We start from the raw sequence: 23,932 nt of genomic DNA on the forward strand, positions 1-23,932 counted from the left end.
TGACAATGGGACTTTTGAAAGGGGAGCCATGGGTCTTTTGATTGATTGCAGCGGGATGAGGGCATTCGTACAATGCACCGTTCCGTGCGGAAGGCGGGTTATGCTACGTTTGTCCTTAACCATCATGATGAGTCCCTGAAGGAAGGGTTGGATTATGGCAAAAGTTCTTGAAGGCCCTGGAATGGGTCTACTGCGAAAATGGGGAATTTCAACTCCCAACTATGCTGTCGTGACCTCAAGTGATGAATTTGACCAATTATCCCAGGTCAATGATTGGCTCCAAAAAAGTAAACTAGTGGTCAAAGCCCATGAAGCCCTTGGCTCTCGTTTTAAATTGGGATTAGTTAAGGTTGGCTTGGATTTAACGGCGGCGAAAGCGGCTGTGCGGGAGATGCTTGGCAAAAAAATGGAAACACTGACGATTAGGCAGGTGATTGTTTCCGAGGCGGTTGATCACAAAGAAGAATATTATGCCGCAGCCAAATCGACTCGTGATGGGGTGGACCTCTTGGTGGCAACCTGTGGCGGCATCGAAGTGGAATCTAATTGGGATAAGGTCAAGCATGTTTCTATAGAAACGGGGGAAACTCTCACTGATTCTGCGCTTTCCTCCCTGGTGAAAGATGCCGGGTTTTCCGGTGACACGGCGGCCAAAATGGCTGAATTTCTGAAAAAATTACATGCCTGTTTTGAAAATGAAGATGCCCAATACGTGGAAGTGAACCCTGTTGTGCTTAGCGGCCAGGGAGAACTTGTGGCTCTTGATGCGGTGACCCTCCTGGACGGTGATGCCAAATTCCGGCATAAAGACTGGACCTTCCCGTTTGCGGCGGAATTTGGTCGCGCCTATACCAAAAATGAAGAAGAAGTCATGGCGGTTGATGCCAAAGTAAAGGGCTCGGTCAAGCTTATTGAGATTCCCGGAGGCAATATTGCGATGTTACCAGCCGGTGGGGGAGCCAGCGTCTATTATTCAGATGCTGTGGTAGCCCGTGGTGGGAAACTTGCGAATTATGCAGAATATTCCGGCGATCCACCGGACTGGGCAGTGGAAGTTCTGACTGAAAAAGTCTGCTCTTTGCCTGGTATTAAGCATATTATTGTGGGTGGAGCCATTGCGAATTTTACCGATGTCAAAAAGACGTTTGGAGGAATTATCAACGCGTTTCGTAAAGCAAAAGCGGAAGGCAAGCTTCAGGGTGTCAAAATTTGGGTGCGCCGGGGTGGGCCAAATGAACTGCAAGGACTAGCCGCCATGCGTGCCCTTCAGGATGAGGGTTTTGATATCCAGGTATTCGACCGCAAAACGCCATTAACGGACATTGTCGATATGGCCATGGCCGCAAAATAACCTATTTGACCTTGAGGATGTAGGAGACCGCTTCGATGAGTATTCTTGCAACAAAAGATACGCATGTCGTGATTCAAGGTGGGCTGGCCGGTGTGAATGCCGCTCGTCGTATGGCTGAGTTCCGGTACATGATCAAACAACCGTTAAATGTCTCTGCGTTTGTGTATCCCCCTGATGCGGGGAAGACCAACGAAATCATTTGCGGGACCGAGTTAGTGATGATCCCCATATACAAAACCGTCGCCGAGGCGACCGCCAACCATCCGGAGATAAATACCAGTTTGGTATACATCGGAGCGGATCGGGCCTATGCGGGAACCATGGAAGCGTTGAATGACTCGCATATTAAGACGGTCTCCATGATTACCGAAGGGGTGCCGGAAAAAGATGCCAAACTTCTGGGCAAGCATGCCCGCAAGCTTGGAAAGACTTTTAATGGCCCTTCGTCTATTGGTGTGGTGTCTGCAGGAGAATGTCGACTCGGAGTGATCGGTGGCGCGTTTGACAATTTGGTGGCGTGCAAACTGTATCGTCCTGGTTCCTTCGGCGTGGTCACCAAGTCCGGGGGATTGTCAAACGAGATTATTTGGATTTGTTCCCAGTTCGCAGATGGCATTACGACGGCGATCGGTATTGGCGGTGATGCCTATCCGGGAACCGACTATGTCAGCTATCTGGAAATGTTTGAAAACGATCCTCAGACCAAGGCGGTGGTGATTGTTGGAGAAATGGGCGGAGATTTGGAAGAGCGCGCCGCCGAATGGTACGGGGCTAAGAAGCGAAGGATTAAATTACTTGCGGTCGTGTCAGGCTTCTGTCAGGAGAGTCTTCCAAAGGGGATGAAGTTCGGGCATGCCGGGGCAAAAGAAGGATTGAAGGGTGAAGGGTCTGCTCGGGCAAAGTCTGAAGCGCTGAAAAAAGCTGGTGCCATAGTGCCTGAAACCTTTGGTGCTCTGGGACCGGCCATCAAGGCTACCCACGAAGAGTTGCTGAAAAGCGGACAGGTCAAGCCCATCCCTGATCTGGCTCCGGCGGACATGCCGAAGCTCCCCAAAACTGTTCAAGAGAGTATGAAAGAGGGGGAAGTGTTGGTGACCCCCCTGATTCGGTCGACAATCAGTGACGATCGTGGTGATGAACCACTCTATCAAGGCTATCCGGCTTCTGAACTAATCAATAACGGATATGACATCCCTCATATTATTGGATTACTGTGGGATAATCGCCTTGTCTCCAAGCAGGAAGCTGAAATCATAAAACGAATTATCATGCTGTCTGCGGATCATGGTCCTTGTGTAAGTGGAGCCCTGACAACGATTATTGCGGCTTGTGCTGGAATCGGGTTATCTCAAGCGGTGGCGGCCGGGATGATTATGATCGGTCCACGATTTGGTGGCGCGGTGACGGACGCGGGGCGATGGTTCAAGTACGCGATCGACAACAAACTTTCGGTCGATGATTTCCTGGTCTACATGAAGAAAAATGTGGGTCCGGTTCCGGGAATCGGTCATCGCGTCAAAAGCTTGAAAAACCCAGATAAGCGGGTGAAGGAGTTGGTTGGGTACGTAAAAAGTTTGAATATGGCCACTCCGCACTTGGATTTTGCCTTGGAAGTCGAAAAAATTACCGCTGTCAAAAAAGATAATCTCATTCTCAACGTGGATGGAACCATGGCGGCGGTGTTAGTCGATATCGGATTTCCGGTGGATAGCCTCAATGGGTTTTTCATTTTGTCGCGAACCATCGGAATGATTGGCCATTGGACAGATCAAAAGAAGCAAGGGAGTCGGCTCATCCGGTTATTTGACTATCTGGTAAATTATGCCTCTCCGAAACGTCGCGAGGTGCCACCGTTAAAGTAATGCTGGTGTAAGTGGGCTTTCTTGGTCGAATCTTATCCATATTGAACCGAACCCAGGAGATGGTGCTATGTCCTTAGAAATGGTCAAAAAACTCTATACTTCAATGCCGGGAATTGTGGACAAAGCTCGCAAAGCATTTGGACGTCCTCTCACGCTGACAGAGAAGATCCTGGTCAGCCATGCAGATAATTTCGATACGCAAGTCTGGGAACGCGGAAAGGCCATGTTGGCCCTTCGTCCCGATAGAGTGGCGATGCAGGATGCGACAGCCCAAATGGCCATGTTGCAGTTTATGCAAGCGGGTAAGGATAAAGTTGCTGTTCCGAGTACCATCCATTGCGATCACTTGATCCGGGCTGAAGTAGGTTCGGAAAAGGATCTTTTACGCGCGTGTGATGAAAACAAGGAAGTGTATAATTTTCTGGCGTCGGCCGCGAAAAAATATGGAATCGGATTCTGGAAGCCTGGGGCCGGGATCATCCACCAGGTGGTGTTAGAGAATTACGCGTTCCCTGGCGGATTGATTATTGGAACCGATTCACACACGCCAAACGGTGGCGGGTTGGGAATGTTAGCGATCGGTGTCGGTGGAGCCGATGCCGGTGAAGTCATGGCGGGTCTTCCATGGGAGGTCCTTCATCCAAAACTCATTGGCGTGAAGCTAACCGGAAAGCTGAGTGGCTGGGCTTCGCCCAAAGATGTCATTCTGTATATTTGTGGCCTCCTGACGGTGAAGGGTGGCACTAATAAGATCGTCGAGTATTTTGGCCCTGGAGCTGAAACCATCAGTGCGACAGGAAAAGGTACGATAACCAATATGGGTGCTGAGTTGGGCGCCACGACTTCTATTTTCCCCTTCGACCAAAAAATGGTGGCGTATTTAAATATCACCGAGCGCGCCGATATAGCCAAATTAGCCGAAGCCAATCGGGACATGTTGGTTGCGGATCCTGAAGTCTATCAGTCTCCGGAAAAATATTTTGATGAAATCGTTGAAATCGATTTGTCCACTCTTGAGCCTCATGTTGTGGGACCGCATACGCCTGATCTGGCGCGGCCTATTTCCAAAATGGCAGCAGAGGCCAAAGAGAAAGGCTATCCCGTTCAGTTAAAAGCGACATTAGTCGGAAGCTGTACGAATTCTTCTTATGAAGATATCGGTCGTGCGGCACATATAGCCAAACAAGGGTTGCAAGCAGGCCTTAAAGCCAAAACCGCTTTCCTGGTCAGCCCGGGATCGGAACGGATTTACCACACCATGAAGCGTGAAGGATTTTTGGAGACTTTTGAAAACATGGGTGCAACCGTCCTGGCCAATGCCTGTGGACCCTGTATTGGGCAATGGAAACGCTCGGATGCCGTAAAAGGCAAAGCTGATTCAATTGTCAGTACGTTCAATCGAAACTTTCCTGGCCGAAATGATGGAGTGAGTGAGACATTATCCTTCCTGGCCAGTCCCGAAGTCGTGACGGCCTATGCATTTTCCGGTGATTTGGGCTTTGATCCAATCAATAGCACATTGAAAACGGCAGATGGAAAAGACTTTAAGTTTGAAGCGCCTCAGGGAGATGAATTGCCTGCCAAGGGATTTGCAAAAGGGGAAGAAGGCTTGGTCCCCCCTGCGGAGGATGGTTCCAAGCTTCAGGTGGACATTCCTCCAACCAGCGAGCGATTGCAATTATTGAAACCCTTTCCAAAATGGGATGGAAAAGATTTTGAAAAATTGCCCTTATTGATTAAGACCAAAGGGAAGACGACCACCGATCATATCTCTCCGGCGGGTCCGTGGCTTAAATTTCGAGGGCATTTGGACAAGATCAGCGACAACATGTTTCTTGGAGCCAACAATGCTTTTGCAGACGAAGCGGGCAAGGCCAATGACGTCCTAACAGGGGAGTCCGGTTTGACACCTGCACAAGTCGCCAGGCGGTATAAAGAAAAAGGGATGGGGTCGTTTGTGGTGGGGGATGAAAACTATGGCGAAGGGAGCAGCCGTGAGCATGCGGCGATGTCTCCACGATTTTTGGGTGTCCAAGCTGTCCTGACAAAAAGTTTCGCTCGCATCCATGAGACCAATCTCAAGAAGCAAGGCATCCTTGCACTGACATTTGCGGATCCGAAAGATTATGACAAAATTGAACAGGAAGACCGGATCAGTGTGAAAGGGTTAAGTGGACTTGCCCCAGGTAAGCCGGTTCAGGTTGTCCTTCACAAGAAGGATGGGCAGGAAGTGGTCATTCAAGCCAATCATAGTATGACGGAACAACAGCTTACGTGGTTTAAGGCTGGTTCAGCATTGAATGCGTTAAATTAACCCTGCCCCTCATTTAAGTGGGGCTAGGTGATTGGAACGCATCACGAGAAATTTGTTAAGAGTTTAAGGTACTATCTCTAAGCTATGCCTGACACATTGGATAAAAAAAACACGCTGGATCAAGAAGAGAATCTCCAACCCAAGATGGTCACGGTGGAGATTGAAGGGAAGCCGTTTCAGGTTCCAGCGGGTATTACACTGATCAAGGCCTTGTGGTATGCCGGGCAGGATGTGATCCGTGGGGTTGGATGCCTAGGCGGTTTTTGTGGAGCCTGTGCGACCTATTACCGTACGAAAGACGATCCCAAGGTCAAAACCTGTTTGGCGTGCTCGATGGCAGTTGAAGATGGCATGTCCTTTTCGTTCATGCCGGCTTTTCCAGCGAGAAAAGCGACCTACAATCTTCTTGAGCTCAAAGATCCCAAACAGGATTTGTTTACCCTCTATCCTGAAGCCCCCTTGTGCCGAAATTGTAATGCCTGCACAGAAGCCTGCCCGCAACATATCGATGTGCGGGAAGGGGTGTGGAAAGCCGTGTTTGGGGATTTTAAAGCGGTCTCGGAAATGTTCATGGATTGTGTGATGTGTGGAATGTGTGCGCCCGTGTGTATTGCTGATATAGCTCCCAACCTGGTCGCGCTCTATGCCAGTCGGGCCCAAGGCGTACATTTCACCGAGAAACCTGAAGGTCTGGCGACACGTATTCAAGAGATTACCGATGGGCGTTTTCAGCAGGAATGGGATCGTATCCTTAAGTTGTCCGATGAGGAATTACAAAATACCACCGCCGCCACAACCTGAACAGTTTTCTGCGCTTTTCCCATGGAACTTACCAATCAGAGAAATTTAGTTCATCAAACCCGAGACGTCCGCCGGTCTAAAAGTTTTCCCAAGCTTTCTCCAGCCGAACGGGACGGCCTTATCAAGAAATACCATCCTGATCATCGGGCGCATGCCTACCGGCCAATTATTTTTGGCCCGAATGCCGGTGAATCAACCGTGACCGAAGTGGCGACTCTGTTGGAAGGGGAGAGCCCGGTTCCGGCTGATCTTAACCTTACTCCTGATTATTCCGTGGATGTCCTGGTCGTTGGTGGAGGAGGGGCGGGGTGTGCGTCGGCGCTCCATGCCCATGCCCAGGGTGCCAATGTGTTGTTGGCCACGAAGTTGCGGCTCGGGGATTCCAACTCGGTCATGGCCCAAGGCGGAATGCAAATTGCCGTCGGCTCGGACGATTCGCCTGTTCAGCATTTCTTGGACACCTTAAAGGGCGGGCACATGAAAAATGACCATCAGTTGTTAAAGGTCATGGTGGAAGAGGGACCGTCTATTGCGAAATGGCTGCTGGAATTGGGTGTCCTATTCGATCGGGATGCCGATGGAAATCTGCATGTAAAAAAAGGGGGAGGAAGCTCAAAGGCCAGGTTGTTAACCTGCTCCGATTACACCGGTTTGGAAATCATGCGTGTGCTGAAAGACGAAGTGCTGAACCAGAAGGTTCCGTTGTTGGAATTTGTCGCGGCGGTGGAATTGTTAAGCGATGCCAAGGGCGCCTGCACCGGCGCGGTGCTGAAGGACTTAGACAACAACCGGTACATCGTCGTTGCGGCCAAAACGGTGATCCTGGCAACAGGCGGAATAGGCCGGTTGCACATTCAGGGTTTTCCGACCAGCAATCATTTCGGGGCGACAGGGGATGCCCTGGTTCTGGCCTATCGCCTCGGGGTGCCCCTCGTTCAAATCGATACCTTCCAATATCATCCTTCAGGTGGCGTGTATCCGGAACAATTAGTCGGTGCGCTGGTCACAGAAGGCATTCGATCTGAGGGCGGCCATTTGGTGAATGGGAATGGCGAGCGTTTTGTGAATGAATTGGATACCCGAGATGTCGTGTCCTCCTCGATCATTCGAGAATGTGAAGAAGGCCGAGGCGTTCGAACACCATCAGGAAGGGTGGGAGTCTGGCTCGACACACCATTGTTGGATGTGGAACATGGCCCTGGAACATTGGATAAACATTTTCCCGCGATGGTTCGGCAGTATGAGCGCTACCAGGTTGATATCCGGAAAGACCCCGTGTTGATTTATCCCACGCTGCATTACCAAAACGGGGGCGTCAAGATTGATGTGAATGGGGAAACGCCGGTGGCTAATTTATTTGTGGCAGGAGAGGCCTCCGGGGGATTGCATGGGCGAAATCGGCTCATGGGAAATTCATTGTTGGACTTAATGGTGTTTGGGAAGCGGACGGGTACTCTCGCAGCCGAGCGATCGAAGTCTCTGCCGAAATGTTCATTGACATTAGACCATCTGAAGCGGTTTCGAGCGGAAGCCAAACGGCATCATGTGTCCGCTGGCATCATCTCACCCATGGTCTTGCCGGCCTACACCAACAAGTAATTATCAAGTCGATTGATCACCAACCGGGATATTGTCATCGCCGAATGTTCCGATTTGAGCTGTAGAACCTACGAAGAGGATTTATGAATATTCACGAGTTTCAAGCCAAACAGCTCTTTGCGCAATTTGGGATTCCTGTACCCAAAGGCAAGGAAATCAAAAACGTCAAAGCGGCTGAAAAATGGGCCTCAGTTCTTGATACCCCCGTGTTTGTCGTGAAAGCGCAGATCCATGCCGGTGGACGTGGGAAAGCCGGCGGAGTCAAATTGACCAAAAATAAAGCGGAAGTGCCTGAGCTGGCGAAGGAAATTCTCGGCAAAACCTTAGTTACGCATCAGACCGGCCCCAAGGGGCGAAAAGTGCGGCGCCTCCTCATTGAAGAAGGTGCAGGGATTGCTAAGGAATTATATTTGAGTTTACTGGTTGACCGTGAATCAGGATTTCCGACGTTTATTGCCAGTACCGAAGGTGGCATGGACATTGAGGAAGTAGCCGAACATACACCGGACAAATTGCTGAAAGAGTCCATTGATCCGGCGGTGGGATTCCAGTCGTACAATGGAAGAAATCTGGCATTTGGCTTAGGTCTACCAGAGCTTGAGCCGGCTGTGGTGAAGCCGTTTTTTCAAATGTTGGAAAACCTGTATCGCCTGTTCATGGAAAAAAATGCATCGCTTGTGGAAATTAATCCACTGGTGGTCACCACGGATAAGCGTCTAGTCGCGTTGGATGGAAAAGTCTCCTTTGATGACAGCGGGCTGTTTAAGCATCCCGATGTTCAAAAGTTCAGAGATTTACACGAAGAAGAACCGTTGGAGATCGAAGCGGGCAATAATAATTTGAACTACGTCAAACTTGATGGAGATATCGGCTGCATGGTCAACGGGGCGGGTTTGGCAATGGCCACCATGGATGTCATCAAGTTGGCGGGTTCAGAGCCGGCGAATTTTTTGGATGTGGGCGGTGGGGCGACGAAAGAGACGGTTGCAGCCGGGTTTCGCATTCTCTTGAAAGATAAAAAGGTCAAAGGCATATTCATTAATATTTTCGGCGGGATTGTGCGTTGCGAGCGTATTGCCCATGGAGTGATTGATGCGGCGAAAGAAGTCGGCATCAAGTTACCTGTTGTCGTTCGACTTCAAGGAACCAATGCGGAAGAAGGCCGAAAACTTCTGGCTGAATCAGGCTTGAAAGTGGAAGGGGTCGCTGACCTCTGGGAAGCGGCACAACGCATTGTCGCTCTCAGAAAAAAGAAATAGTCAACCTGATTGTGAGATTATTCTCCTTGATTGGTGAAAGGTGACGTGGCATGAGCATTTTGGTGAATAAAAATACCCGGGTTGTCGTGCAAGGAATCACCGGCAAAGAAGGGTCCTTTCATGCGACCCAATGCAAAGCATATGGAACGCAGGTCGTGGCCGGTGTGACGCCAGGCAAGGCCGGGCAAGAAGTCGAGGGCATCCCCGTGTTTAATACCGTTCGGGAAGCCGTCAAGAAGACGGAAGCCACCACGTCGTTGATTTTTGTGCCACCTCCGTTTGCCGCCGATGCGATTTTAGAGGCCGCCGATGCGGGGATATGGCTCATCATCTGCATTACGGAGGGGATTCCGGTCAATGATATGGTGAGGGTCCAGCGAGCACTGTATGGGAAAACCACGCGTCTGATTGGCCCCAATTGTCCGGGAATTATAACGGCCGAGGAATGCAAGATCGGGATCATGCCTGGATTTATTCATAAAAAAGGGCGGGTCGGTGTAATTTCACGAAGTGGCACCTTAACCTACGAAGCCGTCAACCAGCTCACCAATTTGGGTCTTGGCGAAACGACCTGCGTCGGCATCGGTGGCGATCCCCTCATTGGAACCGGATATATCGATTTGTTGCATATGTTCCAGGAGGATGACGAAACCGAAGCGGTGGTGATGATCGGGGAAATTGGTGGAGATGCCGAGGAACGGGCTGCCGCCTATATTCAAAAAGAGATGACCAAGCCGGTCGTGAGTTTCATTGCCGGAATAACGGCACCTCCCGGAAGACGAATGGGCCATGCCGGTGCCATTATTACCGGAGGAAAGGGCACCGCCGCCGATAAAATGGCCGCCTTAGAATCTGCTGGGGTGATTGTCGTCAAAAATCCAGCAGAAATAGGGGAAGCCGTGAGAAGCGTTCTACATGCCTAGCCTTATTCGTTCTTAACGCCTCTTCATTTTCTTCATAAGTTTAATCCCGTTCCATGAACTGAGCGGACACGTTCGTCCTGATGAGAACATGGAGTTGGTGGAATTTTAGCAACTTCTTCCACAAAACCCCGCAAATCCAATTTTTCGCTTACTTTCCCAAAAATTTGTGTCCTGCTTCAGCTGGGAATCACTAGAACTATTAGGTGAAGGCCATGCAAAGGCAGGGAAAATTCTGAACGTATTATGTGGTGGGGCAATAATTATCCTCAATATCTGTCCACGTTATATTTGAAGTCTTATAGAGTTCCATTATTTTGGCAATATTCTTTATTTTATTTAAAAAGAATAGTAAGGTCTTTCACTGGAAAGTGAGGACCTATGTCAAAACTACATAATAATTCTGCGACATTTTTCACGTGGCGGATAGTCGGAGGGCTACTCGGATCCCTTCTGGTCTTTCCCCTCCTGCTCTTTGCTCAGGAACCTTCAATTCCTTCCTCCGATGAAACAACAGATGTTTTTATTCTTCGGCAACTCATCGAAATTCAAAACGAACTGAAAGATGTTCGAAAAGAACTTGCAGAATTACGTCAATCGGTGGACGAATCAAAGAAAAATTTCAATCTTCCCCTTGCTCCTGCTTCACTTCCTTCTGTTGTTGGCAATGTTGAACTCAAGGATCATGATCCTACCCTTGGTAATCAGCGAGCAAAAGTGGCGATAGTGGAGTTTACGGATTATCAATGTCCCTATTGTGCTCAATACCATTCAGAAACATTTGAAAACCTGAAAAAAGAATATATCGACACGGGAAAAGTGCAATATGTCCTTCGAGATTTTCCGTTGGACTTCCATGCCTATGCCAAAGGGGCCGCTGTTGCTGCAAATTGTGCCGGTGAACAGGATGCATATTGGCAGATGAACCATCAGCTTTTTTCCCATCAATCCGAGCTTGGGGATGGCTTGTATCAAAAGTTGGCCGGGTCTTTGGGACTCAACATGGACCTGTTTGAAGCATGCGTCAATAGTCCTGAACAATTACAAAGAGTTGAGGCAGATGTGGTTTACGGCCAAGAGATTGGGGTGAACGGAACCCCGACGTTTTTTATTGGACGAGTAGAAAACGGGCAACTCACAGATCCCAAAGAAGTGAGTGGGACTCAACCGTTGTCAGCCTTTTCAAGAATCATTGAGCCGCTACTCGCAAGTGACGGGCATAGACGCGAATAGAAAAATGCTTCTAAATGGCAACAAATAAAATTCGCGGGATTGTGATGGGGCTGCACAGTTTTTCGGTTGCGTCACTCTTAGGCTCTGTAAGTGAAAAAGCTGTACCGAGCCTCTGCATAAGGCCCTGAAATGATCGAATGAAAATGGGAGATTCATGAGATACATGAAGACCTTGCTGACTCTTATTGGTCTACTCCTCGTCATGAGTGCCGACGTGGCCGCCTACGAAGTGATTCCGAATGCCGAGGCGGATGTCCTCTTCAAACAAATGGAAGAATCCATCTTTTTGTATGACAAAGATCCCTACACAATTAGCAAGGCCGTGGAGAAGAACGATGTGGCAGGCCTGTCCCTTGCCATTATCTATAATGGTAAGCCGGTCATTCATAAATGGTATGGAGATCGTAACCAGAAAAAGAAGGAAAAGACGACTGCAAATACGATCTACCAATGTGCCTCGACGAGCAAGATGGTGTCATCATTAGGCTTTGCTGCAGCTTCGAGGCGAGGGGAACTTAGCCTCGATGAGAGCGTCACGGATTTCAATAAGAAACATCCTGACACCATTATTACAAAATGGGTCGACAAGGTTTTCAAAGATCATAAGTCCTGGCCTGATGACATTACGCCCCGACGTTTGCTGAGCCATACGGCAGGTTTGGACACACATGGAATCGCGAATAAGCCATGGCTTCCTTCCAGCGACCCTCTCAAGGGGGTTATTCTCGGCAGAAACCTTGCGCATGATGCCGTTAAACCTATCCACGAACCAGGGACTAAGTATGACTACTCTGGAGGTGGGTATACCGTGGCAGAAGCGATGCTCGAGATCGCTACCGATAAACCTTTCGAGACCTATCTCCAACGGAATGTTCTTGAGCCCTATGGCATGAATAAGAGCACTTTTGAGGATGGCAGTTCGGACATGGTCCATCTGGCTCGTGGGTGTAGTCGAGGTGTATGTCTCTATGATGTCCAAGTTTCTGAACTCAAAGCTGCAGGTGGATTGCTGTGCCATCCTGTAGATTACGCACGATTAGTCTCGCTGATGATGAACGATGGGGCAGAGTATCTTGAGAACAATGCTGGAACGCAGATCATACCGAAGGCCGACATTGATGAGGTTCTGACAAAGGTGCCTCCTGCTGAGTATGGACTGGGAGTGGACATTTCGGGGTCTCAATTCTCTCACGGAGGCAAGCACCAGGGATTTGCGACGAACTTTTATGCGCATAGCGATAAGCAGGTAGGCATTGTCGTGCTCGTCAACGGCAAGTATACATGGGCAAGAAATAAGGAAGTCTACGGAGCAGGCACCCTCAATAATGCGGTGGTCAAAGCGTTTAAAATTGCTTTTGGGGTGAGCAACGAATCAGGGAAACCCCTTAAACCAACATGTAGCGAAGACGAGGATTGTGCTGAGGGTCAATACTGTGACAAAGGCCCTGTTGCGACAATTGGGATTAACAAGTGTAAGGCAGGCAAGAAACGTAATGAAACGTGCAGCCGGAACGATGTCTGTGGCCCCAACCTGACGTGTTACGGCGAGCCGATCGGGAAATGTGGTTTCCTGGGAACGGTCGTCGTCGGTGATCAGTGCTTTAAGGACAAGGAATGCACATCCGGCAAGTGTGAGAAAGATACCTGTGTGTGTAAGAGTGACGGCGACTGTCCCAATGGACAAGCCTGTTATACCCCAATTGGAAAAGCCAACTATTGTGCAAGTACGAGCAAGGCCCTTGGGGCCAGTTGTTCTAAAAACAGCCAATGCGCCTCGGATAAGTGTCAACAAGACCAATGCGTGTGTAAGGGGGATGGTGACTGTCCGAACGGGCAGGCCTGCTTTACACCCGTTGGCAAAGCGAACTATTGCGCGAGTACGAGTAAGGCTCTGGGAGCTACATGTTCCAAGAATAGTGAATGTGCGTCGGACAAATGCCAACAGGATAAGTGTGTGTGTAAGGGGGACGGTGACTGTCCCAATGGGCAAGCCTGCTATACGCCGGTTGGGAAGGCGAACTATTGCGCGAGTACGAGTAAGGCCCTGGGGGCCAGCTGTACCAAGGATAGTCAATGTGCCTCAGACAAGTGCGAACAGGACAAATGTGTATGTAAATCAAACGGCGATTGTCCCAACGGGCAAACCTGCTATACCCCGGTTGGGAAGGCGAATTATTGCGCAAGTACAAGTAAGGCCCTGGGGGCCAGCTGTACCAAGGATAGTCAATGTGCCTCAGACAAGTGCGAACAGGACAAGTGTGTATGTAAATCAAACGGCGATTGTCCCAACGGGCAAAGCTGTTATACCCCGGTTGGGAAGGCGAACTATTGTGCAAGTACGAGTAAGGCTCTGGGAGCGAGTTGTTCGAAGAATAGCCAATGTGCCTCGGATAAATGTGAACAAGGGGAATGTGTGTGTCAGTCCGACAATGATTGTCCAGGATCGCAGAAATGTAAAACGCCTGTGACCAAAAAGAATTACTGTACGAAATGAGGTCAACCTGCAAAGATTCTCGGCTTTGCCGGGCCGGGAGTAGTGAACCTCAGGAAGCATGGCCTGAATCCTGGTATAAGCGGGCCTGCCTTCATTCAGGATGAATTCAATGCGCCTGATTCCCTATTCCGTTGAGAAATTGTCGCACATTATCGAGGATCTGGATGGGCGTATCGTTCGTGGTGATGGTCATCCATCATCATGAACGAAAATCGGACCCGGTTGTATCACCGTCATGGTAGGAGCACACCATCCCTCTGATATAATCAGAATAGCGGAAGAGGATCGCTTAGGTCGGTGCCCGCGGGCTGTTTTAGGGTAATACTTACTTTGAGCGCCAGAGGAAGCCGGGAGACCACTTTTTCGGTATGTGGTTCATGTGATTTCGTTCACACAGAAGGAAAGTAGTCCTGTTTGGAGGTCAAAACTTTCTTTTCAGACCGATTGATAAAAACCACGAGAGACTATCTGGTCATGAAAGAAATAAGAACCCTGATGTTAGTCCTCGGAATAGCCTTTCCTTTCCTGGGATGTGCCACGAATATGGCACCTTTGCCCGCAAATCTTTCAGTTGATCAAACAATCGTGTTTGGGAAAGTTCAAGCGAGTCTCACCGGACCTACGACGCGATGGTATACTCCGCAGATTCGATTTTTTGAGCTCATGAATCTCACGACAAAAGAATGGTTTCGGGTGGATATCGAATCTGCCGATTCTCCATTTTTTCTCGCACTGCCGCCAGGCGAATATGAGTTGGTGCGACTCCAGATCAATGAAGGAGCTTTTCGATCTATGGCTCAATTGAATTCGACCTTCGAGGTGAGTAGGGGGGGACTGAATTATCTGGGAATATGGGAAGTGAAAATTCACCCACCGACGTATCTTCGGTTGGTCGATGTTTCCGTGGAAACTGATCTAGAGGATGCAAAAGCCCAAGTTCTTTCGCTGTATCCCGACTTAGCCGGTCTTCCTATCACCTCTCAACTCCCGACACCAAGGGATTCAGAAACGCGTCTAGTGGAAATATCTCCCTATCCTCGGGTATGGTGGTTTTGCCGCCATTTAACCTGTTAATTATGGATGTATAACAAGTGGTGGGAGAGGACATTCCTGCCGAACCTGATGATCGGAAAGTACTCGTGAGAAGATTATCATTAATTTTTTTGGCATTTTTACTAATTTTGGCCATGGGCTGCGGTCTTTACCCTCAGGCACAAATGTATGGATGGAAGGGAGTTCACCGTGAAGAGCTCATTCGGGTGATGGGGCCACCGACTAAGCAAACCGCTTTGCCTAACGGCGGACAACGGTTGGAATTTATTCAACGAATCACTCGCCATCCATTGGCAGGTGAATTGTATGGCACTTCGTATGAGTGTCATAAAACGTTTGAACTCGATGCCGAAGGTATCGTTCAACAGGCAGTTTCTGAACCGGTATGTTGACCAAAAAGCACTAACACCGCATTGTTCCAGAACACCCCAACTAACCATGTGATGGTGTGGGGTGTTTCAATCAATCACGCCATTCAGTTCAATCGTGAGGAGGGTTGCAATGCCGCGAAAATATCTGGCATTTGATATCGAAACGGCCAAAATTTTGCCTGAAAACTTCGGTGACTTACATGATCATCGGCCACTCGGCATTACCTGTATGGCGACCTGGTGTAGCGATGAACCCTCGGCTGTGACCTTTTACTCAAAAAATGCCGATGGATCTCCTGCGCCACAAATGACCAGGGCGGATGTCACTGCCTTTGTCGAGCATCTCAAAAGCAAGTTACAGGAAGGCTATACCCTCATAACCCATAATGGACTGGGATTTGATTTCGTCATTGTGGCGGAAGAATGCGGACAGGTGGATGATTGCCGTGCATTGGCGATGAACCATGTCGACATGATGTATCATTTCTTTTGCGGGAAAGGCTTCCCCATAAAGCTTAATGCGGCGGCGAAGGCCATAGGGGTGAGTAAGCCTGCTAATGTGGATGGTTCTGTGGCCCCAAGGCTATGGAAAGAGGGAGAATGTCAAACGGTACTGGACTATGTGGCACAGGATTGTCGGTTAACCTTGGACGTGGCCGAAGCCAGCGAAAAAGCCAAAAAGATCAGTTGGATAACCGGGCGAGGCACCATATCCCATTTTGAATTGCCGGGCGGATGGCTGACCGTTCAAGAAGCCTCCAAGTTACCTCTGCCTGACACGTCATGGATGGATAAGCCATGGCCGCGATCAAAGTTTATGGAATGGTGGTGAATGAGAGAAGGTGCACACGTTGCATGTGTAAGTGGTCATAGAAAAATTAGAAATAAAGGAGAGAGTATGTCTGTATTGATTGGGAAGAATTCGGTGGTCAGCGTCAATTATAAACTCACTGACGATGCCGGTAAGGTGTTGGATAGTTCAGATGGCTCAAAGCCCATGGTGTATTTGCATGGGGCGGGGAATATCATTCCCGGGTTGGAGAAGGCGCTGGCGGGTAAAGCCGAGGGAGATTCTCTGAAGGTAAGAATTGAGGCTGCTGAGGCTTATGGCGAGCTTATTGCTGACGGTATCAAGACCATCGAAAAGGCCGCGTTCGAAGGAGTCGAGGCGGTTGAAGCGGGAATGGTCTTTGAGGCCAAGGCGCCGGATGGCGCGACGCAAGAAATTGTAGTGGTGAAAGTTGACGGTGATGCCGTCACCATTGATACCAACCATCCCCTGGCCGGTGTCGCGCTCAATTTTGATATTAAAGTTGTGAGTGTGCGAGAAGCCACCAAGGAAGAACTCGAGCATGGGCATTCACATGCTGGTGATGGCCATAGTCACTAGATCGTCCCAGGCGTGTAAGGGAATCATTTAATTGAAAAAAAACTCTGCTTTAAATTTCAGCTTCTAGCCGAGTATTTTTAAATGTACGGGAGATGCAGGGTTTCGCCCCTGCAGCCGAGCTCCTTTTGTTTCGGCAAAAGGAGCCAAAACCAGTGACGCCCCGTCCTGTCTCATCAGATATTGTGGACGCAAGTTTTGAGAGAGCGGTCCAACTCGCGGGGCTCAAACAAGGCCCGCCGTGAGATAAGAGCGTCCACAATAGGGACAGGACGGCAGGCGTCGATGGGCGAGCTACGCAGATATCATCACAATCAAATTTGGGAAGCGAAGTGGGAAGCCCTGCATCAGAGGGATGCGGATCACGGTCCAGGATGTATTGGAATACATAGCTTCAGGGATGACCGAAGACGAAATTATTAGTGATTTCCCTGAATTGACCAAAGATGATATTCATGCGTGTCTCTCGTTTGCCGCTGATCGTGAGAAAAAGCGTTCCGCGCCTCTGGCATGAAGTTGCTTATCGACCATAATCTTTCCTTTAAACTCCCTCCTAGGCTGAATTCCGAGTTCCCTGACTCCAAACATGTCAAGGATTTTAGCCTTTGGTGGTTCCAAATAATTTCCAAAGGCTTCCCCCTCGGGGCTGACCGACGCCTGCTGTCCGGTCCTGGGGTCGGACGCTTTAATGAACCGGCGGGCCTTGTTTGAGTCCCAGGGTAGACTCCGGAGTTGGCTCTCCATAATTAAGGGGGTTCATTGTTTTAGCAGACTCCTCTCCTGGCCTCATGATGTGGCCGAGCCGTGCAGCCGACACCGGAAAAAGTCGCGCATTGTTTGAGCGCAGCGAGTTTGCGCGACGCGGGCGTCGGCGAACCGCGTAGGGAACCTGAAGGGCCACAGTATGGCCAACATGGTTTTGGGTCCTTTTGCCGAAACAAAAGGACCTGGGCTGCCGGGCCGAAACCCGGCATTTATCATGAATTCTCATAACTCCAGTTAGTGGAATGTGTTTGAAATGATGTTTCTTTTGCGCTGAACCATCGAACGTTAATTCAAATGCCTATAACTCACAACGATGATGAAGCCATTGGGCAATTGGCTTTGGAGCAGAGTTTCGTTATTGTTTCCAAAGATTCCGATTTCTTGCATAGAAGTCTTCTCCGTAGGCACCCCCCGAAGGTTATTTAAGTGAGAGTGGAAAATTTTTCAACTCGGAATATCCACGAACTGTTCACTCGTGGAGTGGAGTTCATCAAGGATTTTTTCAATAATCAGAATGAGGCACTGCTGATTATTAGTTGAAATAACTCAAGTCGGTAATTGTTCGACCTACAAAGGGTAGTGTCCCTCTTTTAAGCCATGTCATTAGAGATAAAAAATTAGAACTCCACATCTTATGCGGATTAGTCTAATTAAGGTTATCTTTTAAATGGGAGAATCGAGTGGATCAGGATGACTTACATACTCTAATAATTTATCAGAATCGTTATTTTGAAATACTGAATGAATTTTTCGTATCTGTGACGGGAAAGCAACCTAATGAGTTTGCTCAGCTAGATAGCTTTTCAGAAGCAGTCAATCGGATGCCAGATAACATAAGGGGAAATATAAGAAGGCAAGTTGAAATACAAAATTCATATGCCCTATTAGAAAATAATTTAAAGACTTTATATTCCTCAGAAGGAGCCGATGCCTTTGCCTCTGCTCAGAGGCTAGACGCATGTAAGCTAAATTTAGGTGGCGGCCGTTCCTTTAAGAATACTCAACTTGGCGCAACGCGTAGGTCGTTGTTATTTTCGGATACTGTATTGATTCCAGATCCAGTTATGCCCTGGATTGAGAAAAAGAGGGACGAGGAAAAATTTCATCATGTAATTCCTCTAGAAATGGCTTTTTTTGTACTCCATCTTTCGGATCTTCTTGAAAGCGAATTTGATATTCCACCATTTTTCATTTTTCCTAGTTGGGAAAAAACGCTTGAGGAAAATGATCCCCAAACTCAATCTAACTCAATGCAGCTCATTGTAGATGTTTTTTCTACTTATGTAGATTCTGGTATCCAGAACTGGGAAGATGTTTTAGAATTTGGTGACAAATATCCCGACCTATTTCTTAATAAAGTTGAAAATGCAACCCTTTTTATTTCACCAGGTGGTGACATAGGTGAAAGCCTAAAGAATGCAATTGAAAACTACAAAAATGAAATGAGGACATGGAGATCGGAAGCTTGGTGCAATAAAATTTTGTCTATGAACGATGTGAAAGTGGTTACAAATGCTATATGTGAGAGAATTCAACCTCACTATCATTTACTTGAAAACTCAGATGAATTAAGAAGTCACCCATTTTTATGTATTGAAGCGCAGGCTCATTATTATCAGCTAATTGCAAATATGAAGAACAATCGCGCATCTGATGCCGTCTCATTTGACCCCTCTACAATGAGTATTTTGAAATCTCTTACATCAAAAAAGTTAGATTTTTTGGCAAATATTAATGATTCCCAAATCGTGCACCTGAGAAAAACTAAGGAAAATATTTCATTTAGAAGAGAATTGCGTGATTTGATAAATAGTTTGCCAAGCACGAAGCTTGATGACTTAGGTTATGTTGCTTCAGAGGTTTGTTCCCACATTGAGATGTCCATATCAAAGCATGAGAAACAAATAAATGGGATCAATAAAAAATACGCAGCCAAGCACAAGTATACAGCCTTAATCGGTGCAGGAACTTTAGGAGTGTCAATGTTCCCAGTTCTTGCTCCATTTTTAGGAGCTTTACTTCCGCTGGGCCTCACTTCAACCATCGGCAAATATGCTTCTGATAAGCTGGATGAAACAGCAGAGAACAAGCAATTTTCCCACTCAATGATGGGAGTATTCGCATTAGCGAAAAGTAAGGTGCGTTAAAGAGTGAAGATAACAAAGCAGTGCACCCATAATTTTCCTTTGAACGTGGCCTCAGGCTGAAGTACACCATGGCAATACGCGATGGCTCAAAAAAGCCATTATATGGTGCTGATCATGAGTAAATGGGTAATGCTTAGGAGACCATGTAATACTGAGCGCCTTCGACGTAGCTGAGGTAAGATTCCACAAAGGGTCTCGCTCAGCAGTGCATCTTCATTGTGGACACAGATCCTTCGCTGGTGGCTCAGGAGGACATACGGATGGAGAGCTAACTGAGTCGCAAAGTATTCCTTCCCTGTCTGAAGAGTGAGCGCTCAGTCCTTTCCCTGAACCGCGCGGAAGAGGCGGGGCTGACCATAATCATAGAGGTCGCCGAGGATCTCTTTAGCGCCAGTGAGATTTCCGATCCCTGTTTTCTCAAAACCGTTTTTCATTTCTAATTCCTGCTTTGGTGTCCATAGTTGGGTGGGGTCCACCGTCACCTGCTTGGATGGTTTGCTCCAGATGCCCATTGATAGTGCTTGCCGTTAATCCCCGTTGATTGGTGATGTGCCCTACAGGAAATTCCCTTTAAATAAGCGTGGTGTTTTTTTGTGATGGTGCCAGTCTGGGGCTTTGCCCTTGAACATTGATTGAAGCATCCCATGCCAGAAATTGCGGGACTTACTAATGGGAGGGTGGGTCCCCTGGTATGAACAGTTTTCGGTCGTGAGTGAAATTATTTTGCTCCGTGGTACTTTCCTTTTTTGGGTAACCAACCGATTAATTATTCATAACCACACATTTGGAGGATGTTATGAATTTAGTCGATCAAAGAAGGAGAGCATCGGTATGGCTCAGTGCAGCTTTTGTGGGTGTATGTATTCTAGGAGTGGGTCAAGTCGAAGCGGCCAAGATGCCTAAAGTGGAGATTTGCCATTTTGATGCGGATGAAGGGGTTTTTAAGAAAATTTCCGTCAGTGGTAACGCAGTACCGAACCACCTGGCCAACCATGGGGACATATTTCCAGGCGAATCAAATGGTGATGGGTCGATCACCCTGGATTCCGATTGCATGGAGAGCATGGCGCCTGCGCCCGTACTTGTGCGCGCATACATTGATAAGAACCGTAACGGGGTGTACGACTCGTCCGTAGACCTTGAAATCGCAAAGTTGTTAGACACCGACACAACTGCGGGACTTAGTGAGGGCGACACTATCGAATTAAGCCAATACCCCATGAACTATGACCCTTGCCCCGCTCCCCCCTCGGCAGATCCCTGTACTGATATAGGATTCTTCGCTCCCCTACTACCACTGGAGGTTCTTTCCATAGATCCCGGCAGTTCTATGAGTGGCAGTCCTATGATTGTTTCATCCGCAGGTGCCAGGTATACATGGGAGAATTCACTATCCGGCTCCCGGTTTCGGATAACGGATATCCCACAGTCCACTGCTTTTGCAGATATCATTGATTCGACAGTGTCAGAGGTGTTCGATCTGGTGTCGGTTTCCATGGGCGGAGAATCCAATGCCGGGGTGACTGCAGCCAATCCATCTTCAAATAGTCCCCAGGATGATTATTTTATCAATGTCGAGTTCCCTCAAGTGCCGTAGGCATCTCCCATCCGCGAGGCCTTTTCTTCTAAGGAGAAAAGGCCTCGTTCGGGTCTTACCCTTCCTGTGTACCGGGATCACATTCGGTGGCAACACCAACTGTTAGCGCGACACCGTTTACCTCCTACGATATTCCCGCATACAGCGAACGTACAAACATTCTTCAGTAATCCGCTATGTGCTCGTGAATGGCACCTTCTTGAAATAACGAGTGCCTGAAAAGAGAGCGGATTTTTTTATTGATCCTTATTTCCATGAACGGCGCGGAAGAGGCGGAGTTGGCCGTAATCGTAGAGATCGCCGAGGATCTCTTTGGCACCGGTGAGATTGCCATACCCTGTCTTCTCAAAAGCCTTTTTCATTTCTAATTCCTGCTCCGGTGTCCATAGTTGTGTGGAGTCTACCGGCTCACCCGCCTGGATGGCTTGTTCCAGGTGCCCATAGATGGTGCTGGTGACCAACCCGCGTTCTCTGGCGATTTGTTCGACCGAATTTCCCGATCCAAAACGGCGCAAGGTTTGATGGACGGTATCTCCAAGCGGCTTTCTTCTGGCCGGCCTGTTGGAGAAGTCAGCCAGCGGAGTTCTCGGAGCTTGGTCGTGCTCGGGTATTTGGTGTGCGCTCGGGGTTTCAATTCCCCTACGTCCTTGTCCGTGGGAAAGGGCGTCTTGGCGCCCTTGGGATTGGGCTGGTGAAATTGTGGGGATTTGTGAACCGGACGTTTTTTCATAACCCTCTACATCGTGTTGGTGCCCAAATCCTTTTTGATTGCTCGCCGGGTTCTGATCCCTTAAAGAAGGGGCTGGAGAATGATTGGATTCGTTTGGATTAGTTAGGGGAGCGTAATTCTCCAGATGTGCCGCAATGACGGTGAGGAACTTGGGCCCAAACTCCTCTAATTTTCGCTTTCCGACTCCACTAATCTGTAGAAATTCCTGTTCATTGGTGGGACAGTCTCGTGCCATCTGTCGCAATGCCACATCGGAAAATATGACGTAAGCGGGGACGTCAGCTTCATCGGCTAACGTTTTTCGGAGTTGGCGGAGGCGAGTGAAGAGCATTTCGTCGTGACCCAGGTCCTGAAGAGACGGAGTTTTGCGCTCCGGTGTGCTCATGGGCTTGGTGAGCATGAGCGTCTTGGGGTCCTGAAGAAAATGCTGCCCCTGATCGGTGACTTCCAGCACAGTGAAGGGGTCTGCCGTTTGTTGAAGGTACCCCAGCCGGATGAGTTCCCGGCTGATGGCTGCCCATTCAGGCCGGCGATGGGCTTCCCCTTTCCCGTAGCTGGTTAGTCGGTCATGACCCCATCGGCGGATTTTTTCGGTATTGGCTCCGGTGAGGACGGCGATGACGTGATTGAGTCCCACGCTAAATCCCCCGGATCCACGTATTTCTTCAACGCAGGTGAGCACGGTTTGTGCGGCATTTGTGCCGTCGAAGGTCTCGCGGGGTGTCAGGCAGTTGTCGCATCCGCCACAGTTTTCTGATTCAACATGCTCTCCAAAATATTGGAGTAGCGTCCGACGTCGACAGGTGCCGCATTCGGCATATTGCACCATTTCCTGTAATTGCCTGTTAGCAATCTGCTGTTCCTGGAAGTTGGGTTTCTCATTGATGAAGCGTTGCTGCTTGACCGTATCCCCGGCGCTGAAGAGCAGGACGCACTCGCTTGGCAGTCCATCGCGGCCGGCGCGGCCGGTCTCCTGATAATAACTTTCGAGGTTTTTTGGCAAATCGTAGTGAATGACAAATCGCACGTTGGGTTTGTTAATTCCCATGCCGAAGGCAATGGTGGCGCAGATGACCTGGATTTCATCCCGCAGGAATAATTCCTGATGCCGTGTGCGTTCCTCGGCACTCAGGCCTGCATGATAGGGCTGTGCGTTGATGCCATGGTCCTGTAATCGTTCCGCCACACTTTCCGTAGTTTTTCGGCTTTGGCAGTAGAGAATTCCGCAGTCCTTGGGGCGTGTCCGGAGAAATGCCAGAACCTGTCCAAACGGGTTGTCCTTAGGCTGCACCTGATAAGTCAGATTGGGACGGTTGAAACTGGCGACATAGCATGCCGGAGCCCGCAATCGCAGGAGGGTCACGATGTCTTTTTGCACACGCGCCGTGGCGGTGGCGGTTAGTGCGATGATTGGAAGGGCAGGGACCTGATCTCGTAGTTCCACGAGCCGCCGGTATTCCGGCCGGAAGTCATGCCCCCATTCACTGATGCAATGGGCTTCATCAACGGCCAGCAGATTGACCTGAAAATTCCGGATCAGGTTGAGGTACCCGGGGAGCATGAGCCGTTCCGGTGCCATGTAGAGCAGTCGGTAGTCCCCTTGGTACAGCCCCCGCAAGCGGGCCTGGGATTCCTGCGCGGTGAGAGTGGAGTTGAGATAGGTCGCGGCAATGCCATTGGCCCGGAGCCCATCGACCTGGTCTTTCATCAGGGCAATGAGCGGTGAGACGACGATGGTTAGGCCTGAGCGGGCCAGTGCCGGCAACTGAAAGCACAGGGACTTTCCTCCTCCCGTGGGTAACAGGGCTACGACGTCGCGCTCGGCCAGGACATCCCGAATGATCTCTTCCTGTAGGGGTCGAAAGACGGTGAAGCCAAAATGTTCTTTTAGCAGAGAGAGAAGGGGAGGTTGTGTTGAGGTGGGCAGGTGCGGGGAATCCGTCTGTTGAGGGAATAGGTTACTTTTCACAATTGAAGTTGTCGCAAATGTTGGAGATGTTAATGAATCGTCTTGATAGAATTATTGAGGTGTGCCGCAAGGGTCATCTT

At 49.1% G+C, this 23,932-nt stretch carries 18 protein-coding genes; 17 read left to right on the forward strand and 1 reads right to left on the reverse strand.

Features of this window, described 5'->3' with window-relative positions:
- Window positions 1-154: 154 nt before the first annotated feature.
- The 17 genes from PJI16_06255 to PJI16_06335 all read left to right on the forward strand — a co-directional run bounded on the left by PJI16_06255 (window position 155) and on the right by PJI16_06335 (window position 21,153).
- On the forward strand, window positions 155-1,351 hold the full coding sequence (locus PJI16_06255) for an ATP citrate lyase citrate-binding domain-containing protein (GenBank protein ID MDT3777156.1): 1,197 nt from the start codon (window positions 155-157) through the stop codon (window positions 1,349-1,351).
- Between the two features lie 35 nt (window positions 1,352-1,386).
- Window positions 1,387-3,213 (forward strand): citrate/2-methylcitrate synthase, encoded by a 1,827-nt coding sequence (locus PJI16_06260; protein MDT3777157.1) that lies wholly within the window; start codon window positions 1,387-1,389, stop codon window positions 3,211-3,213.
- Window positions 3,214-3,280: 67 nt separating this feature from the next.
- Window positions 3,281-5,527: an aconitate hydratase gene (locus tag PJI16_06265; GenBank protein ID MDT3777158.1), complete on the forward strand. Its 2,247-nt coding sequence runs from the start codon at window positions 3,281-3,283 to the stop codon at window positions 5,525-5,527.
- 84 nt (window positions 5,528-5,611) lie between these two features.
- Entirely contained in the window at window positions 5,612-6,328 is a 717-nt protein-coding gene (locus tag PJI16_06270; protein ID MDT3777159.1) for a 2Fe-2S iron-sulfur cluster-binding protein, read from the forward strand.
- Window positions 6,329-6,349: 21 nt separating this feature from the next.
- On the forward strand, window positions 6,350-7,927 hold the full coding sequence (locus tag PJI16_06275) for an FAD-binding protein (protein ID MDT3777160.1): 1,578 nt from the start codon (window positions 6,350-6,352) through the stop codon (window positions 7,925-7,927).
- Between the two features lie 83 nt (window positions 7,928-8,010).
- Window positions 8,011-9,186: an ADP-forming succinate--CoA ligase subunit beta gene (sucC, locus tag PJI16_06280; protein ID MDT3777161.1), complete on the forward strand. Its 1,176-nt coding sequence runs from the start codon at window positions 8,011-8,013 to the stop codon at window positions 9,184-9,186.
- Window positions 9,187-9,236: 50 nt separating this feature from the next.
- A complete protein-coding gene (gene sucD / locus PJI16_06285; protein ID MDT3777162.1) occupies window positions 9,237-10,109 on the forward strand; it encodes a succinate--CoA ligase subunit alpha in 873 nt (290 codons plus the stop codon).
- 378 nt (window positions 10,110-10,487) lie between these two features.
- Window positions 10,488-11,339, forward strand: a complete 852-nt coding sequence (locus PJI16_06290) for a DsbA family protein (protein ID MDT3777163.1) — start codon at window positions 10,488-10,490, stop codon at window positions 11,337-11,339.
- Between the two features lie 154 nt (window positions 11,340-11,493).
- Entirely contained in the window at window positions 11,494-13,833 is a 2,340-nt protein-coding gene (locus PJI16_06295) for a serine hydrolase (GenBank protein MDT3777164.1), read from the forward strand.
- A gap of 474 nt (window positions 13,834-14,307) precedes the next feature.
- Entirely contained in the window at window positions 14,308-14,907 is a 600-nt protein-coding gene (locus PJI16_06300) for a hypothetical protein (GenBank protein ID MDT3777165.1), read from the forward strand.
- A gap of 65 nt (window positions 14,908-14,972) precedes the next feature.
- Complete coding sequence (locus PJI16_06305) at window positions 14,973-15,278, forward strand: hypothetical protein (GenBank protein MDT3777166.1); 306 nt, start codon at window positions 14,973-14,975, stop codon at window positions 15,276-15,278.
- 109 nt (window positions 15,279-15,387) lie between these two features.
- Entirely contained in the window at window positions 15,388-16,089 is a 702-nt protein-coding gene (locus tag PJI16_06310; GenBank protein MDT3777167.1) for a ribonuclease H-like domain-containing protein, read from the forward strand.
- A gap of 66 nt (window positions 16,090-16,155) precedes the next feature.
- Window positions 16,156-16,647, forward strand: coding sequence for a peptidylprolyl isomerase (locus PJI16_06315; protein MDT3777168.1), 492 nt, complete (start codon window positions 16,156-16,158; stop codon window positions 16,645-16,647).
- A 301-nt stretch (window positions 16,648-16,948) separates the two neighbouring features.
- Window positions 16,949-17,158 carry a DUF433 domain-containing protein gene (locus PJI16_06320; protein ID MDT3777169.1) on the forward strand — a complete coding sequence of 70 codons (210 nt, stop codon included), beginning with the start codon at window positions 16,949-16,951 and terminating at the stop codon, window positions 17,156-17,158.
- Between the two features lie 545 nt (window positions 17,159-17,703).
- Window positions 17,704-17,835, forward strand: coding sequence for a DUF5615 family PIN-like protein (locus PJI16_06325; GenBank protein ID MDT3777170.1), 132 nt, complete (start codon window positions 17,704-17,706; stop codon window positions 17,833-17,835).
- A 254-nt stretch (window positions 17,836-18,089) separates the two neighbouring features.
- A complete protein-coding gene (locus tag PJI16_06330) occupies window positions 18,090-19,556 on the forward strand; it encodes a hypothetical protein (protein ID MDT3777171.1) in 1,467 nt (488 codons plus the stop codon).
- Between the two features lie 796 nt (window positions 19,557-20,352).
- Complete coding sequence (locus tag PJI16_06335) at window positions 20,353-21,153, forward strand: hypothetical protein (protein ID MDT3777172.1); 801 nt, start codon at window positions 20,353-20,355, stop codon at window positions 21,151-21,153.
- Between the two features lie 236 nt (window positions 21,154-21,389).
- Here the strand turns inward: PJI16_06335 and recQ are convergent, their stop codons facing one another.
- A complete protein-coding gene (recQ, locus tag PJI16_06340; GenBank protein MDT3777173.1) occupies window positions 21,390-23,852 on the reverse strand; it encodes a DNA helicase RecQ in 2,463 nt (820 codons plus the stop codon).
- Window positions 23,853-23,932 lie beyond the last annotated feature (80 nt).

Source organism: Nitrospira sp. MA-1, from assembly GCA_032139905.1.
Lineage (GTDB): Bacteria > Nitrospirota > Nitrospiria > Nitrospirales > UBA8639 > Nitrospira_E.